Genomic DNA, 16,033 nt, shown 5'->3' on the forward strand with positions numbered 1-16,033 from the left:
AAGGAATCTTACATTCCAATGGAGCAACAACCATGTACCTAACCAAAAGGAATACGGCTGATATTAAAGATTTTGAGAAATACGGTAATGTCACGGTAACAACTGACAATAAAGAAGCAGTTAAAAATTCTGATATTATAATTTTTGCTGTACAACCTGGTCATCTTGAAAATATTTTAGGAGAAATTAAAGGTTTGTTGAATGACAAACATGTAATTATCTCTACCATTCTTGGTTTCTCGCTAGCCAAAATAGAATCAATTATAGGTAGAGATAAATATATTATTCGTAGCATGCCCAATACTGCTATATCTGTTGGTAAATCCATGACTTGTATTTGTAGTAATGAAAAAGGCAATAAGAAAGTTGAACTGGCTAAAGCCATTTTTGACCGTATGGGACATTCTATGATTATCCCTGAAGAGCAAATGCAGGCTGCCACAGTTATTTGTGCCAGTGGAACAGCATTTTGGATGCGTTTAATACGCGCTACAACACAAGGAGCAATACAACTGGGTTTTGATGCTAAAGAAGCACAAGAATTGGCAATGCACACTTGTAGTGGTGCAGCAAGTTTATTAATAGAATCTGGGAGTCATCCAGAAGAAGAAATAGATAAAGTAACAACACCTAAAGGCTGTACCATAGAAGGATTGAATGAAATGGAACACCAAGGCCTAAGTTCTTCTTTAATTCAAGGAATTGTGACTTCATTTGAAAAAATTAGTGACATAAAAAAAGGTTAAAACAGTACGAAGTATTAAGTTATCAGTACAAAGTTAAATATAACTATGCTGTCATATCGAGTGAAACGAGATATCTCATAGAGTTCTTCCCTGAATTCTTGAGGTAGAAATGACATCAGAAAGAAAAAAATTATGAAAATGTTTGACGTTTATCCGCTATACGATGTAACACCAGTTTCCGCTAAAGGAAATATTGTTACAGATGATAAAGGAAAAGAATATATAGATTTTTACGGTGGTCATGGAGTTATTTCCATTGGGCATTCGCATCCTCATTATTTAAAAAAAATAAAGGAACAAATAGATAATATTGGGTTTTATAGCAACTATATTAAAAATCCCAAACAACACGAATTAGCAACCAAATTAGGAAAAGTTTCAGGCTGTAAAGATTACAACTTGTTTCTATGCAATTCTGGAGCAGAAGCCAACGAAAATGCTTTAAAATTGGCATCGTTTCAAACAGGAAAATCCAGAGTTATTTCGTTTGCCAACAGTTTTCATGGTAGAACATCCGCTGCTGTTGCTGCAACAGACAATGAAAAAATAAATGCTCCAATTAACAAACAACAAAAAGTTACTTTTTTGACGTTTGAAGACTTTAAGGGTTTTAAAACAGAAATTGAAAAAGGAGATGTTTGTGCGGTTATTTTAGAAGCCATTCAAGGTATTGGAGGTCTAGGACAACCATCGACCGAATTCTTTAAAGACATTGCAAAGTTATGTAAAGAAAATGGTGTGTTATTGATAGCTGACGAAATTCAATGTGGGTATGGTAGAAGCGGAAAGTTTTTTGCTTTTCAACATCATGCAATAAAGCCTGATATTATTACCATTGCCAAAGGAATGGGTAACGGTTTCCCTGTTGGTGGTGTTTTGATACATGAAGACATTAAAGCTTCCTATGGAGTTTTAGGAACTACTTTTGGCGGTAACCATTTGGCATGTGCTGCTTCATTAGCTGTTTTAGAAGTGATGAAAAAAGAAAAATTGATTAAAAATGCAGCAAGTTTGTATGATTATTTTAAGGCGAAGGCAATAGCCATTCCACAAGTAAAAACTATTAAAGGAAAAGGGCTAATGCTTGGTTTGGAATTCGATTTTGAAGTAGGGGAGCTAAGAAAAAACTTGATTTTTAATCAAGGAATATTTACGGGCGGAGCCAAAAACAAGCATTTATTAAGAATTCTTCCACCATTGAATATTACCCAACACGACATCGATTTATTTTTTGATGCTTTAAAAGTAGAATTACAGTGAGTATCTATTTAGACATACAGACAAGAAATGCTGTTCTTAAAACCATGTCCAGATTGGTGAAAGAAGAGCAATCAAGCATTCTAGAAGCCAACAAAAAGGACATGGATAACTATGATGGTAGTGACATAGCCATGAGAGACCGTTTAAAAGTGGATGATGGCAAAATTACTGGGATGATAGATTCTCTAGACCAACTGGCTGCTTTGGTAGACCCATTAGGGATTGAAAAATTCAATTTTCTCCATGAGAATGGAATGGAAATTAGTAATAAAACAGCTCCATTTGGCACCATTTTAATTATTTATGAATCTAGACCGGATGTAACTATTGAAGCTGCTGGTATTGCATTTAAATCTGGTAATAAAATACTGCTCAAAGGCGGCAAAGAATCTGTACAGAGTAATCTCGTTTTGGTAGATTTATGGCATAAAGCATTACAGGAAAATGGTGCTAGCACAGAATGGGTTACGTACTTACAGTACAACCGAACAAAGACACAGGCTTTCTTAGAAAACCCAACTCAGAAGTTAGATTTAATTGTACCACGTGGTGGAGAGCGATTAATTGCTTTTGTAAAACAGCATGCTACCTGCCCTGTAATTGTTAGTGGTCGTGGTAATAACTTTTTGTTTGTTGATAAAAATGCTGATGCAGAAATGGCTTTAGACATTATTATCAATGCAAAAACTGCAAAAATATCAGCGTGTAATGCCTTAGATAAGGTTTTGATTGACAAAGATTTTCCTGAAAAAGAAGCTTTTGTCACTAGACTGATTTCAAAATTAAAAGAACATGATGTTGAAATTCTAACTGATAGTAATTTTAGTGCTGTAGATGGAGTTTCGGAACTTACAGAAGAGAAGACTTGGTACGAGGAATTTCTGGATTATAAAATAGTTATTGGTCAAGTTGATGACGTAGATGAAGCTGTAAAAATGATAAACAAATATGGTGGTGGACATTCAGCAGTAATCATTACCAAAAATGATGATGTTGCAGCTAGCTTTATGAATTCGGTGGATTCGGCAGCGGTGTACCAAAATGCATCAACCCGCTTTACAGATGGTTTTCAATTTGGACTGGGTGGAGAATTAGCAATAAGTACAGATAAATTACACCAACGCGGTCCTATGGGCTTACAACATTTGGTAACAAATAAATGGTATGTTCATGGAAATGGACAAATAAGATAGTCCAAATCTAATACAAAGGAGGGGTGTTAAAATTGTCTCCTCGAGCGGAGTCGAGAGATTTGGGAAGTAAAATTAAGACCTAAATTATAGAAAAACAGTATGAAGTTTAAGTCAAAATCAATACGAGCATTCATAGGAGCAAAAGACTTTAAAATCTCAAGGAATTTTTACAATGACCTTGGTTTTGAAGAAATAAAGATTGATGCCAAAATGAGTTATTTTAAAGTCCATGAATCTTTGGGTTTTTACTTGCAAGACGCCTATGTTAAAGATTGGGTAAATAATTCCATGCTCTTTTTAGAAATGGACGATTTAGATGAGTTCAAAAAAGAACTTTTTGAAAAAAAATTACAAAACCACTATAAAAATGTAAGAGTTTCAGAAATAGTGAATCAAACTTGGGGAAGAGAATTATTTATGCACGACCCCTCTGGAATACTTTGGCATTTTGGTGAATTTAACGAACAATAAAATTCCTGCCTTCGCAGGAATGATAAGGTTATGAGCAAAAAACGCATTTTATTAAAAATAGGAACCAATACCTTAACCAAGGAAACGGACCACATTTCCAGAGGTAAGATTGAGGATATTGGCAGGCAAATAGCCGCTCTAACTGACAAATATGAATTTGTTATTGTGAGCTCTGGCGCCATTGCTGCTGCCAAACAATTTGTTAAACTAGAACATAACGGACAGGAGATTAATGTAAAACAAGCGCTAGCGGCTATTGGACAACCACATTTAATGCGAATGTTTCAAGAAAGTTTTAGAGAACTTGGGCTATTTACTTCGCAGTGTTTATTATCATATTCCGATTTTGAAAAACCTGCATCTAAAGAGAATATAAAAAATACGATTGATGTGCTAGTGAAAAACAATTTTATTCCCATCATCAATGAAAACGATACCGTTGCCACGGATGAGATTAAGTTTGGCGACAATGATAAACTGGCCGCTTTAACGGCTTCACTGTTAGAAGTAGATTTATTAGTTATAGCCACCAACACAGATGGCATCTATACCAAAACATCTTTAGAAAATAATAGTCCAGAGACAATTTCATTGGTTTCTAACATTTCAGACTTAACTGCTGAAGTCAGTGAGAAAAAATCGAGTCACGGTACTGGTGGTATGCAATCTAAAATAGATGCTGTTACCATAGCAAAAGAATCCAATATTGAGACTTGGATTGTAAACGGACTCAAAGACAATTTTATCATCAGCGCTATTGATGAAACAAGCAAATACACTAAAATCAAATAATATGAAGCATTATTTGTCAGTCAACGATATTGATAATTTATCCGATTGGGTAAAAGAAGCTAGAGATTTAAAATCCGACCCAACCCAATATAAATCATTGGGGAAAGGTAAAACCATATGTCTTTTATTCTTTAACAACAGTCTTAGAACCAGATTGAGCACTCAAAAAGCAGCCATTAATCTTGGGATGGATGTTATTGTTATGAATTTTGGTGGCGAAGGATGGGCATTAGAATATGAAGATGGAACCATAATGGACCAAGGAAAGGCAGAACATGTAAAAGAGGCGGCACAAGTAGTTTCTCAATATGCAGACATTATTGCCATAAGAGCATTTGCTTCCTTACAAGACAAAGAAAAAGATGAATCTGAAGAGGTTTTAACGGCCTTCACCAAATATGCTAACGTACCCATTGTAAATATGGAAAGCTCAATTGGGCACCCGCTACAAGCTCTGGCAGATGCTATTACATTGAATGAAGCCAATATAAAAAAGAAGCCTAAAGTGGTATTGTCTTGGGCACCGCATCCAAGAGCCTTACCACATGCCGTAGCCAATTCTTTTGTTCAGATGATGCAATTGCAAGATGCCGATTTTGTAATTACACATCCAAAGGGTTATGAGTTAGATAAAAACATAACCAAAGATTCTAAAATTGAGTACGACCAGAACAAGGCCTTTAAGGATGCTGATTTTATCTATGTAAAAAATTGGAGCAGTTATACAGATTATGGAAAAGTTATAAGTGAAGATAAAAGCTGGACCATTACAAAAGAAAAATTGGGAAGTGCTAAATTTATGCACTGTTTACCTGTAAGAAGAAATGTAGTTGTAGCTGATGAAGTTATAGATAGTGACCAATCTATTGTGATAGAGCAGGCTAATAATAGAACTTATTCGGCACAAACTGTGTTGAAGAAGATACTTGAAAAACTATAGTCATGAATAAAGAAAAGTTTGCTTGTATTTTAATTATTGCATTCGTTATTTTATTCATTATCAATATTTTGGAATTAGATTTCGATAATTTAACCATGAAATCATTATTAAACCCATTTTCTAATATTTTAATGATAATCGCTATGTGGGTTTCAATTAAAGACTTGAGAAAAAAGAAATGAAACAAAAGCTATCTATCATAAAAATTGGCGGTAATGTTATCGAAAACAAAGAAGCTCTTGCTGCCTTCATTTTGGCCTTTTCAAAAATTGAAGGATTAAAAATTTTGGTGCATGGTGGTGGCAAATTAGCAACCGAATTGGGTAAGAAATTGGGCATAGCATCCAAATTGGTAAATGGTAGAAGAATTACCGATGCTCAAAGTTTAGAGCTCATTACTATGGTCTATGGCGGTTTAGCCAACAAAAATATTGTTGCTCAATTACAGGCTCAAAATTGTAATGCTATAGGATTATCTGGTGCAGATGGGAATAGTATTCAAGCACACAAAAGACCTATTAAGGAGATTGACTTTGGCTTTGTAGGTGATATTGATGTTATTAATCAACATACTATTTCTAAATTAATAGAAGCTGATTTAGTTCCTGTTTTCTGTGCCATGTCTCACGATGGTAACGGACAATTATTAAACACTAATGCGGACACCATTGCTTCCGAAATTGCAATTGGCATGAGCGATACTTATGAAACAACCCTATATTATTGTTTTGAAAAAAAAGGAGTTTTAATGAATGTTGAAAATGATAATTCTGTAGTAAAGCACATCAATTCTGAAACCTATCAAGAATTATTAGACCAAAAAATAATAGCAGACGGAATGCTTCCTAAAATGCACAATTGCTTTCATGCCTTGAATAACAAAGTGCAAAAAGTGTGTATTGGTGATGTTTCCATGCTCGATTTCGAATCAACCCTATTTACAACGTTAACCTTATGAGTCTCAACCAAGATATATTAACCAAAGAGGCGATTGAGCTTCTAAAAAAACTGATTTCCATTCCTTCTTTTTCAAAAGAAGAAGATAAAACTGCTGAAACTATAGAAAACTATTTTACAGCGCACGACATTTCATTTACAAGAGACAATAACAACGTCTACGCAAAGAATAAACATTGGAATGATGCCAAGCCCACATTGTTGTTAAACTCGCACCACGATACCGTAAAACCGAATCAGGCATATACCAAAGACCCTTTTCATCCTCATGTGGAAGATGGGAAACTTTTTGGCCTTGGAAGTAACGATGCTGGCGGCCCCTTAGTTTCACTTTTAGCAACATTTGTGCATTTTTATGCGAAAGAAAATTTGAATCACAATATTCTTATGGTTGCTTCAGCAGAAGAGGAAAATGCCGGAGAAAATAGCCTTAGAGGATTGTTGCCAAGTTTACCTAAAATTGATGTTGCTATTGTTGGTGAACCTACCTTGATGCAATTGGCAATTGCTGAAAAAGGCTTGGTCGTTTTTGATGCTGTAGTTGAGGGAACACCATCGCATGCAGCGCATCCAAATGATAATAATTCCATTTACAATACAATTGAAGTACTAGAATGGTTTAAGAATTATACGTTCGAAAAATCTTCTGAGGCTTTGGGTGATGTTAAACTTACAGTTACTCAAATTAAAGCAGGAAGTCAGCACAATGTAGTTCCTTCGCAAGTAGATTTAGTGATTGATGTACGTGTTAATGACCGTTATACCAACAAAGAAATTGCTGATTTATTAAAGAAAGAAGCGCCGTGCAAAATACAAGAGCGCGGTCTTAAACTCAATTCATCCAAAATAGATAAGAATCATCCACTTGTAAAAAGCGGAATAGCTTTGGGAAGGGAAACATACGGTTCTCCTACCCTATCTGACCAAGCAGCTTTGACTTGTCAAAGCTTAAAATTAGGGCCAGGAGATAGTACACGGTCACATTCAGCAGATGAATATATTTATGTGCATGAAATTGAGGAAGGAATTGACCTTTATATTAAAATTATATCTGGGTTTATTTTAAAATAAATTGTTTAAAAAATTAAAATAATGTCCGTTCGAGCGGAGTCGAGAACTACCAACTAAGTTCATGTCTTCATAAAATGACACAAAAAGAATAAAAAATGAAACTCTGGGATAAAGGATTCAGTACCGATAAAAAAATAGACCATTTTACCGTTGGCAATGACAGAGAACTAGATTTGCTTTTGGCAAAATATGATGTTATTGCATCAACAGCGCATGCCAAAATGTTGGGTAAAGTTGGCCTTTTAACTGCAGATGAAGCTGATGCTTTAGTAAAAGAATTAAAGGTTATTGGAAAAACTATTGAAGAAGGCACTTTTATTATTGAGGATTCATTTGAGGATATGCACTCCAAAATTGAATTTCTACTCATAGAAAAACTCGGAGATACTGGAAAGAAAATACACATGGCACGATCTAGGAACGATCAAGTTTTAGTCGCTATGCACTTGTATTTAAAAGAAGAGCTTTCAGAGATTAAAAGTCAGACTAAAGAACTGTTCGATTTGCTCATGAAATTAGCAGACACTTACAAAGGTGTTTTACTTCCTGGGTACACGCATTTGCAAATAGCCATGCCTTCTTCTTTTGGATTGTGGTTTTCTGCCTATGCTGAGAGTTTAATAGACGATTTATATTTTATAAATGCAGCCTACAAAGTAGCTGACCAGAATCCTTTGGGTAGTGCTGCAGGTTACGGAAGCTCCTTCCCAGTAGACAGAACATTCACAACCCAAGAGATGGGTTTTGAAACCTTGAAGTACAATGTGGTTGCTGCTCAAATGAGTAGAGGTAAAGCTGAAAAAGCCACTGCCTTTGGTATTGGAAGTATTGCCGCGACACTATCTAAATTAGCAATGGATATTTGTTTATATATGAGTCAGAATTTTGATTTTATCACCTTTCCCGATGAGTTAACAACTGGGAGTAGTATAATGCCTCACAAAAAAAACCCAGATGTTTTTGAACTCATAAGAGCTAAATGCAACAAGATTCAGGCAGTGCCCAATCAATTAACATTAATGACCAATAATCTTCCAAGCGGATACCATAGAGATTTGCAATTGGTAAAAGAAGTCATTGTACCTGCGCTTCAAGAAATGAAAGCTTGTTTAGAAATGATGACTTTCAGTTTAAAAGAAGTTAAGGTTAGTAAAAAAATATTGGAAGACCCAAAATACGATTACCTATTCAGTGTAGATACCCTAAATGAATTAGTACTTGGAGGCATGCCCTTTAGAGATGCTTACAAGAAAATGGGAATGGAAATAAACGAAGGTACATTTACTCCGAAAAAGGACATTAAACACACCCATGAAGGCAGTCTGGGTAATTTGTGTTTGGAAGAGATTAGGGGGAAGATGGAACAGGCTATAAAATAGCACTTACTCTTTCCCAATAAATTTTATTCTTTCCTATCTTAGTCTTCATAAATTCCCTTTATGAAAAAGATTCAATTGTTTATACTAATTTTTTTAGGCACACTCTCAACTAATTCCCAAGACTTATACCAACGGAATATCTCTGCTGATGTTCAAGAGTATATTTTCAGTCTTTCATTAAATGACGAGAATAATCAAATAAAGGGGGAGGCCATAATTACAGTGGATTTTAGAAAAGATATTGGGGAATTTGCGTTAGATTTAATAGGCAAAAATGGCGAATATGGCATGACGGTGGCCAACGTTTATGAAGGTGATAGCTTGGCAAGCTACACATACGAACAAAACAAAATCAAAATAGTGCCCTCTTTATCAAACAAAAAAACCAGAAGCTATAAAATTGAGTATAGTGGAGTGGCAGAAAGAGGCTTGGTCATAGATACTACAAAATTTGGTCAACGTTCTTTCTTTGGTGACAATTGGCCCAATTTAGCTCGTCACTGGCTACCCTCAGTGGACCATCCCTATGATAAGGCGGCAATTGAATTTAGAATTACTGCACCCGACCACTATGATGTGGTCGCCACAGGTGAAAAAATAGAAGAAAGTAATTTAGGTGACGGTTTAAAATTGACCACATACAAAGAGCCTGCTCCAGTTGCCATGAAAGTGGTCACGATTGGTGTAACCAAATTTGCGAGTAAACTGCTCGATGAAATATATGATATTCCTGTAACTGCTTGGGTATATCCCGAAAATCGTTTAAATGGCTTTTCAGATTATGGTGTAGCTACCAAAGTGCTGAAATATTTTATTGATAACATTGGCCCTTATTCTTACACCAAACTTGCTAACATGCAGGCCAAAACCCAATGGGGCGGACTAGAAAATGCTGGAACCATAGCTTATTTCGAAAATTCAGTAAATGGAAAAAATGAAGTAGAAGGTTTAATTGCACATGAAATTGCCCACCAATGGTTCGGTAATTCCGCCAGTGAAAATGATTGGAACCATGTTTGGCTCAGTGAAGGTTTTGCGACCTATTTCGCAATTTTATATCAAGAAAGTGTGTATGGAGATGATAAACGTAAGGAAGAATTGGCCTTGGACAGAAAACAGATTATTGCTTATTATAAGAAAAAACCAGCTCCAATTGTAGACCCTACAATTACAGACCCCATGAGGGTACTAAGTACCAACTCCTACCAAAAAGGAGGCTGGGTACTAAATATGCTCCGTCATAAATTGGGTGATGATGTTTTTTGGCAAGGAATTAGGGCCTATTACAAAGCCTTCCGAAATTCCAATGCCATGACTTCCGATTTTCAAAAAACCATGGAAAAGGTCTCGGGAGAAGATTTAGAAAATTTCTTTGAACAATGGATATTTACCAAAGGATATCCTGAGTTAGCTTGGGATTGGAGCTATAGAAAGGGTAGGCTAAAAGTTACTATTAACCAACTCCAAGACCACCATCTCTTTAGATTTCCATTAGATATAAGAATCAGTACTGGAGAAAATGTAAAAATTGAAACACTAGAAGTAACCAAAAGTTCTGAAACTTTTGAAATTGAAGTAAAAAACCAGCCAAAAGAGGTTGTCTTAGACCCTAACCTTTGGCTATTGTTTGAAGAAAAAGAATGATTACTCCTTTCCCTTGGACAGGGAAAGGTGTCAAGACATAGCATTGACGGAAAGGATAGAAAACCCCTTCCGTATTTCGACTTTAAGTCGAAATCCACCTTCCCTTAATCAAGGGAAGGAATTTTAAAAGAGAATGAAAAAACATAATAAACCAGAATTAAAAAAGTTTCAGAAAAGATTTAAGACAAAATCTCACTCCCGCCGAAGCATTTTTATGGAAACATCTTCAAAATAAAAAATTTGACGGAAGGAAATTCAGAAGACAACACAGTATTGGAAATTACATTGTTGATTTTTATTGTGCTTCGGAAAGGTTGATAGTAGAACTGAATGGAGAAATTCACAACAACCCAATTTCACAAGAAAATAATCAGAGAAGAACTGAATTCTTAGAGGAATTGGGATATATCATCATCCGATTTGAAAACAAAATGGTCTTTGATAACCTCCCCTCTGTCCTTAAAGGAATTCAAGATAATTTTAAATGATAAAAATTAGATTTGTTATATTTTTACCAAAAAGAGTATCTTTCTGTTGTATTTATTGACAGAAATGAACGAATCCGAAGATATTGAGCGTTTGGCTGAAGCCGAGATTAGGCTTTCCTATTTTTTAGCAGAACAAATAAAGAATTCCACCACCTATTTTGGGTACCCAGAAGTGCCAGAAAATAATGATTTATCCATATTGGGCATCAGTAGTTTGGCAAAATTGCACTTAAATAATGCTGGAGATCCATGGATTCACGGCAATGCCAAAATGCACACCAAAGAATTTGAACAGGAGGCTCTGGACTTTGTGGCCGAATTATATGGAATAAAAAATAACTATTGGGGGTACATTACTAGTGGTGGTACAGAAGGAAATCTTTATGGTATATATACAGGTCGGGAGTATTTTGTAGCCCAAAACAAGAAGCCAATTTTTTTATATTCTGAATCCAGTCACTACTCAATTCCAAAAAATGGATATCTCTTGGGGCTTGAGCGCATGAAAATTGAATCCCAAATTTCTGGTGAGATGGATTATTCTGATTTGAAAGCTAAATTGGAGCAAATAAAATTCAATGAGAAAGAACCCTTTGCGCTAATCATAAACCTCAACATTGGCACCACCATGACTGGGGCCATGGACAATTTAAAAGAAGTAAATCAATGCATAGATGAATCCCAGATTGACCAAAATAATGTTATGATCCATGCGGATGCCGCCCTCATGGGGTTTATTTATCCCTTTTTGGAGAATAGGGAAATTCTTTTTGAAAACGGCGTGACAAGCATTGCCATTTCTGGGCATAAGTTTCCAGGGGCAATACATCCCTGTGGTATTGTTTTGACCAACAAGGAATTACACAAAAAGGCCTTTGGAGAACAATGGGTACCTTATGTAGGAACCCAAGACACTACAATAAGCGGCTCTAGAAATGGATTTTTGGCATTGAACCTATGGTATATTTTTCAGAAAAAAGGAATGGTAGGTTTTAAACAAGAAGGACAAAAGTGTATTGAAAACGCAAAGTACCTTACCCAAAAATTAAAAGAAATGGAATATCCCAATGTTTCCCATTTTCCCAACCAGATTATTGTTACTTTTAAAAAGCCAAACCAAGAATTAGTTAGCAAATATCAACTAGCTACCCAAGGTGATATAGCCCATATTGTAGTAATGCAACATATAACCAAATCTAGGATTGATGCGTTTTGCAAAGAACTTAAAACTACTTAATCATCCCCAAATTAATCACTTCTTGTTCTGTAAGGTGTCTCCAGTGACCACGGGGAAGGTCTTTTTTAGTAAGACCTGCATAGACTACGCGATCAAGCTTAACAACTTCATATTCCAAATGTGTAAAAATATGACGGACAATATTATTTCTGCTACTATAAAGTTCTACCCCCACTTCTCGTTTAGGTGAGTTTTCTACATAACTAATTTCTGCGACCCTAACCAAACTATCATCAATGGTAACTCCTTCCCGTATTTTTTTTAAATCCTCTGAGCGTATATCCTTATTAAGTTCTACATGATAGATTTTTCGTAATCCGTTTTTGGGTCTGGACAATCTGGTTATCATTTCCCCATCATTAGTAAACAATATGAGTCCTGTTGAAGCCTTGTCCAACTTCCCAATAGGAAGTAATTTAGATTTTGATGCATTCATCACCAATTGAGCAGCTGTTCTTCTACCCCTTTCATCTTTAGCCGTAGTTGCAAAATCCTTTGGTTTATTCAATAAAATGTATTCTTTCTTTTCAGGATTTAAGAGACGGCCATCAAACTTAACAACATCATTCAACTTTACTTTGTAGCCCATTTCAGTAACTGCTTTACCGTTTACTGTTACATTTCCCGCAGCAATATAAATGTCAGCATCTCTACGAGAACAAACTCCAGAATTGGCCACGTACTTATTTAAACGAATAGAATTTGGATCTGAAGGTTGTTTAACCTCTGTTCTCTTTTTTATAGGTGCATTTCCTCTGGCAAAACTTTTTTTTCTAAAGTTACCGCTTTGTCTCCCAGAAGCTTTTTTATCATCGCTATCGCCCATGAACTATTTTTTTTGCAAAGGTAGGTAAAGGATATTGGTTTGCTTATAAAATTCGGTGGAGAACCAAATCTATATCAATCAACAAAATACTAAATACCCCAACGATAATAATGAGCTTTAAAATATTGTGTAACCATACATAATGTTTTTTACTTCCTGATTTCCATAACAATACCAAAAACAAAAGAAGTAAAAGTATGCTCCCAATAAAATAGAGATACATATGACCAACATCAAATTTATTAATGAGGAGAAGAGCAGGAATCAAGGTTAAGAGGATTAATATTCCTATCAAAACTTTTGAGACTTTTACACCAAAAATTATGGGAATAGTTCTATAATTTTGAGCTATATCTCCTTTTATATTTTCTAAATCCTTAATCATTTCCCTAGCTAAAATCAAAAGAAAAAGAAACATAGCATGTACAAAAATGACTGTTTCAAAATTTTTATAGTATACAAAAACGGCAAAGAACGGTGCTATTGCCAGTAAAGCAGAGACAAAATTCCCAATAAACGGAATCTTCTTTAGTCTATGTGAATAGTACCATATGCCAAAAATGTAGGCAGAGAAAAACAACACTGCCCTAAAAGAAATATAACTTGCCAAAAAAACAGCAAGAAAATTAAGAATAAAATATGTGGTTAATTTAAAACGTTGACTCACCAACTTATCCAACATACTTTTACGTGGCTTATTGATTAAATCTTTCTCGGCATCATAAAAATTATTGATAATATAACCAGCAGCAATTACTAGGGCAGAAGCTGTTACAATAAGAAGTAAATTCAAATCAAAAATCACTTTTCCCAATGGCCTGTCCGGTGCCAGAATATAAATAGATGCTAGATACTGGGCAAGGGTAATCATTAAGATATTATAACCCCTGACCACAGAAAACAGGCTCACCAGCTTAAATAAGAGGAGCTTGTTTTTTCTACTAAACATGTTGATTTTTTTAGAAGTTGTAAACCACTTCCAATTTATGACCGGCCAATGCCAATTTTGCTTTGTCTATATCTTGGGTAAAGCCCAAAATATATCCCCCACCACCAGAACCACAAAGCTTAAGATAGTACTCATTGGTATCTATACCATGCTTCCAAAGTTTATGAAATTCAGATGGAATCATAGGTTTAAAGTTATTAAACACCACATGGGACAATTGCTTTAAATTTCCAAAAAGTGATTTTACGTTCCCATTAATAAAATCCTCCACACAAGCATCTGTATGTTTTATAAACTGATTCTTAAGCATGCTCCTGAACCCTTCTTGCTTCATCTTTTCCATAAAGATTTGAACCATAGGTGCTGTTTCTCCAGTTATACCGCTATCCAATAAAAAGACAGCTCCTTTTCCTTCTTGGTTTTGTGATGGAAGACTGGTAGATTCTATATTATCTTGAGAATTTATGAGGATAGGTAAACTTAAGTAGCTATTCAATGGGTCTAATCCGGAAGATTTTCCATGAAAGAAAGATTCCATCTTGCCAAAAATGGATTTAAGCTTTAAAAGCTTGCCCCTAGTAAGGTTTTCTAATACAGTAATTTTATCTTGGGCATATTTATCATAGATAGCTGCTACCAAAGCACCACTACTACCTATTCCATACCCCTGAGGAATAGAACTGTCAAAATACATTCCGTTAGAAACATCATTTTTTAAAGTACCCAAATCAAAAGAAACCAATTCTGGTTGCTCCCCATGCATTTTTTCCAAATACGAAACAAACCTTTTTAAACTATCATTGGATTTTTTTGCCTCTCCCTCTAAATTTTCATCGGTCTTTAAAGCCCCTTTGAAGAAATTATATGGAATGGAAAGTCCCTTGGAATCTTTTATGATACCATACTCACCAAAAAGTAAAATTTTAGAGTAAAATAAAGGTCCTTTCATTCTTATGATTGTTTAGCACCAAAGCCTATTCTGTCACAAATATACTGTTGTTCTTCGCAATATACAACCAACTCATCTTTAATGAATTGAAAAACGGCATCCTTCTCATTTTCTGGATAAAGTACATGAACATTGGCTCCTGCATCCAATGTAAAACATACATGGGTGCCAGATGTCTTTCTAAATTTCCATATTTTATTAATGATTTGCAACGTATTGGGTTTCATTAAAATAAAATAAGGCAAACTGGTCATCATCATGGCGTGCAATGTAAGCGCTTCACTTTCTACAATTTCAATGAATTTATCCAAATCCCCTTCCTCTAATACGTATTTTAATGCATTTAGGTTCTCATGAGCCTGATTAAATCGTTTTTCAGAAAAAGGATGGTTGTGCATTAGATTATGGCCAACTGTACTACTCACTTGTTTTTGTCCCTTATCTACCAACAAAATGGTATCATAATAATTTTTAAAAACAGAATGTACTTTGTAAGGGTACTTTATAGCAAACAAATCTGAGCTTTCTCTAATTTCCTTGTGCTCTCCCCACAGAATTAAATCACCTTCCACACTTCTACATGCACTACCGGAGCCCAAGCGCGCCAAAAAAGATGCTTTTTGCCTGAAAAAATCTAAATTCATTTCTGGATTCAATTCTTTTTCAAGGCTCATTAAACAAAGAGCCAAAGCAGCCATACCACTTGCAGATGAAGCAATACCACTACTATGTGGAAAAGAATTGGAAGTTTCAATTGTAAAATGATACTCCTTAAGAAAGGGTAAATATTCTTCTATTCTATTAAAAAACAATTTAATTTTAGGTTTAAAATCTTCTTTAGGCTTACCTTCAAAAAAAAGGTCAAATGAAAATTCTGGAGTTTTTGTTCCAAGTTTTTTATACGTAATTGTTGTGGTAGTGGCACAAGCATCCAACGTAAAACTAATAGAGGGATTGGCGGGTATCTGATTATCCCTTTTTCCCCAATACTTTACTAAGGCAATATTACTTGGGGCTTTCCATGTTACTTTTCCCTCATTTTTTTGATGTGAATATATGGAAGGGACAAAGTCAGAATGGGTCATATGCAACAAAATTTAAACAAAGATAGTTTTTAACCAACTTTTCATA

15 protein-coding genes and 1 pseudogene are annotated in these 16,033 nt (G+C 35.1%); 12 read left to right on the top strand and 4 right to left on the bottom strand.

Features of this window, described 5'->3' with window-relative positions; all coding sequences use genetic code 11:
• The 12 genes and pseudogenes from proC to AC000W_RS06065 form a co-directional block, all read left to right on the top strand.
• A partial coding sequence (gene proC / locus AC000W_RS06010) for a pyrroline-5-carboxylate reductase (protein WP_474746846.1) occupies positions 1-746 on the top strand: 746 nt, incomplete at its 5' end.
• A gap of 132 nt (positions 747-878) precedes the next feature.
• Positions 879-2,006 carry an aspartate aminotransferase family protein gene (locus AC000W_RS06015; RefSeq protein ID WP_474746848.1) on the top strand — a complete coding sequence of 376 codons (1,128 nt, stop codon included), beginning with the start codon at positions 879-881 and terminating at the stop codon, positions 2,004-2,006.
• Complete coding sequence (locus AC000W_RS06020) at positions 2,003-3,199, top strand: glutamate-5-semialdehyde dehydrogenase (protein WP_474746849.1); 1,197 nt, start codon at positions 2,003-2,005, stop codon at positions 3,197-3,199. The genes AC000W_RS06015 and AC000W_RS06020 overlap by 4 nt, the downstream gene beginning before the upstream one ends.
• 99 nt (positions 3,200-3,298) lie before the next feature.
• Positions 3,299-3,670, top strand: a complete 372-nt coding sequence (locus AC000W_RS06025; RefSeq protein WP_474746850.1) for a VOC family protein — start codon at positions 3,299-3,301, stop codon at positions 3,668-3,670.
• 30 nt (positions 3,671-3,700) lie between these two features.
• Positions 3,701-4,462 carry a glutamate 5-kinase gene (proB, locus tag AC000W_RS06030; RefSeq protein ID WP_474746852.1) on the top strand — a complete coding sequence of 254 codons (762 nt, stop codon included), beginning with the start codon at positions 3,701-3,703 and terminating at the stop codon, positions 4,460-4,462.
• A gap of 1 nt (position 4,463) precedes the next feature.
• Positions 4,464-5,402, top strand: a complete 939-nt coding sequence (locus tag AC000W_RS06035) for an N-acetylornithine carbamoyltransferase (RefSeq protein WP_474746854.1) — start codon at positions 4,464-4,466, stop codon at positions 5,400-5,402.
• A 178-nt stretch (positions 5,403-5,580) separates the two neighbouring features.
• A complete protein-coding gene (argB, locus tag AC000W_RS06040) occupies positions 5,581-6,360 on the top strand; it encodes an acetylglutamate kinase (protein ID WP_474746855.1) in 780 nt (259 codons plus the stop codon).
• Entirely contained in the window at positions 6,357-7,430 is a 1,074-nt protein-coding gene (locus AC000W_RS06045; RefSeq protein ID WP_474746856.1) for a M20 family metallo-hydrolase, read from the top strand. Before argB ends, AC000W_RS06045 begins: the two co-directional genes overlap by 4 nt.
• A gap of 95 nt (positions 7,431-7,525) precedes the next feature.
• Positions 7,526-8,809, top strand: a complete 1,284-nt coding sequence (gene argH, locus AC000W_RS06050; protein WP_474746858.1) for an argininosuccinate lyase — start codon at positions 7,526-7,528, stop codon at positions 8,807-8,809.
• 60 nt (positions 8,810-8,869) lie between these two features.
• Entirely contained in the window at positions 8,870-10,453 is a 1,584-nt protein-coding gene (locus AC000W_RS06055; protein ID WP_474746859.1) for a M1 family metallopeptidase, read from the top strand.
• A 227-nt stretch (positions 10,454-10,680) separates the two neighbouring features.
• Positions 10,681-10,941, top strand: a pseudogene (locus AC000W_RS06060) (endonuclease domain-containing protein); the annotation flags it as partial.
• Positions 10,942-11,005: 64 nt separating this feature from the next.
• On the top strand, positions 11,006-12,178 hold the full coding sequence (locus AC000W_RS06065; protein WP_474746860.1) for a histidine decarboxylase: 1,173 nt from the start codon (positions 11,006-11,008) through the stop codon (positions 12,176-12,178).
• Here the strand turns inward: AC000W_RS06065 and AC000W_RS06070 are convergent.
• The 4 genes from AC000W_RS06070 to AC000W_RS06085 are packed head-to-tail and all read right to left on the bottom strand — an operon-like array spanning position 12,171 to position 15,987.
• Positions 12,171-13,004 carry a pseudouridine synthase gene (locus AC000W_RS06070; protein WP_474746862.1) on the bottom strand — a complete coding sequence of 278 codons (834 nt, stop codon included), beginning with the start codon at positions 13,002-13,004 and terminating at the stop codon, positions 12,171-12,173. The genes AC000W_RS06065 and AC000W_RS06070 overlap by 8 nt on opposite strands.
• Positions 13,005-13,047: 43 nt before the next feature.
• Complete coding sequence (locus AC000W_RS06075) at positions 13,048-13,953, bottom strand: geranylgeranylglycerol-phosphate geranylgeranyltransferase (RefSeq protein WP_474746864.1); 906 nt, start codon at positions 13,951-13,953, stop codon at positions 13,048-13,050.
• Between the two features lie 10 nt (positions 13,954-13,963).
• The gene (locus AC000W_RS06080; protein WP_474746865.1) at positions 13,964-14,902 is read right to left on the bottom strand and encodes a mevalonate kinase family protein; all 939 of its coding nucleotides are present in this window, start codon (positions 14,900-14,902) and stop codon (positions 13,964-13,966) included.
• A gap of 2 nt (positions 14,903-14,904) precedes the next feature.
• Positions 14,905-15,987 (bottom strand): diphosphomevalonate decarboxylase, encoded by a 1,083-nt coding sequence (locus AC000W_RS06085; RefSeq protein ID WP_474746867.1) that lies wholly within the window; start codon positions 15,985-15,987, stop codon positions 14,905-14,907.
• Between the last annotated feature and the right edge of the window lie 46 nt (positions 15,988-16,033).

Source organism: Saonia sp. (assembly GCF_056326165.1).

Bases quoted from the DNA above. Each gene is read 5' to 3' on its own strand.
- AC000W_RS06015 (WP_474746848.1), top strand. From the start codon at position 879: ATGAAAATGTTTGACGTTTATCCGCTATACGATGTAACACCAGTTTCC.
- AC000W_RS06025 (WP_474746850.1), top strand. From the start codon at position 3,299: ATGAAGTTTAAGTCAAAATCAATACGAGCATTCATAGGAGCAAAAGAC.
- proB (WP_474746852.1), top strand. From the start codon at position 3,701: ATGAGCAAAAAACGCATTTTATTAAAAATAGGAACCAATACCTTAACC.
- AC000W_RS06035 (WP_474746854.1), top strand. From the start codon at position 4,464: ATGAAGCATTATTTGTCAGTCAACGATATTGATAATTTATCCGATTGG.
- argB (WP_474746855.1), top strand. From the start codon at position 5,581: ATGAAACAAAAGCTATCTATCATAAAAATTGGCGGTAATGTTATCGAA.
- AC000W_RS06045 (WP_474746856.1), top strand. From the start codon at position 6,357: ATGAGTCTCAACCAAGATATATTAACCAAAGAGGCGATTGAGCTTCTA.
- argH (WP_474746858.1), top strand. From the start codon at position 7,526: ATGAAACTCTGGGATAAAGGATTCAGTACCGATAAAAAAATAGACCAT.
- AC000W_RS06055 (WP_474746859.1), top strand. From the start codon at position 8,870: ATGAAAAAGATTCAATTGTTTATACTAATTTTTTTAGGCACACTCTCA.
- AC000W_RS06065 (WP_474746860.1), top strand. From the start codon at position 11,006: ATGAACGAATCCGAAGATATTGAGCGTTTGGCTGAAGCCGAGATTAGG.
- AC000W_RS06070 (WP_474746862.1), bottom strand. From the start codon at position 13,004: ATGGGCGATAGCGATGATAAAAAAGCTTCTGGGAGACAAAGCGGTAAC.
- AC000W_RS06075 (WP_474746864.1), bottom strand. From the start codon at position 13,953: ATGTTTAGTAGAAAAAACAAGCTCCTCTTATTTAAGCTGGTGAGCCTG.
- AC000W_RS06080 (WP_474746865.1), bottom strand. From the start codon at position 14,902: ATGAAAGGACCTTTATTTTACTCTAAAATTTTACTTTTTGGTGAGTAT.
- AC000W_RS06085 (WP_474746867.1), bottom strand. From the start codon at position 15,987: ATGACCCATTCTGACTTTGTCCCTTCCATATATTCACATCAAAAAAAT.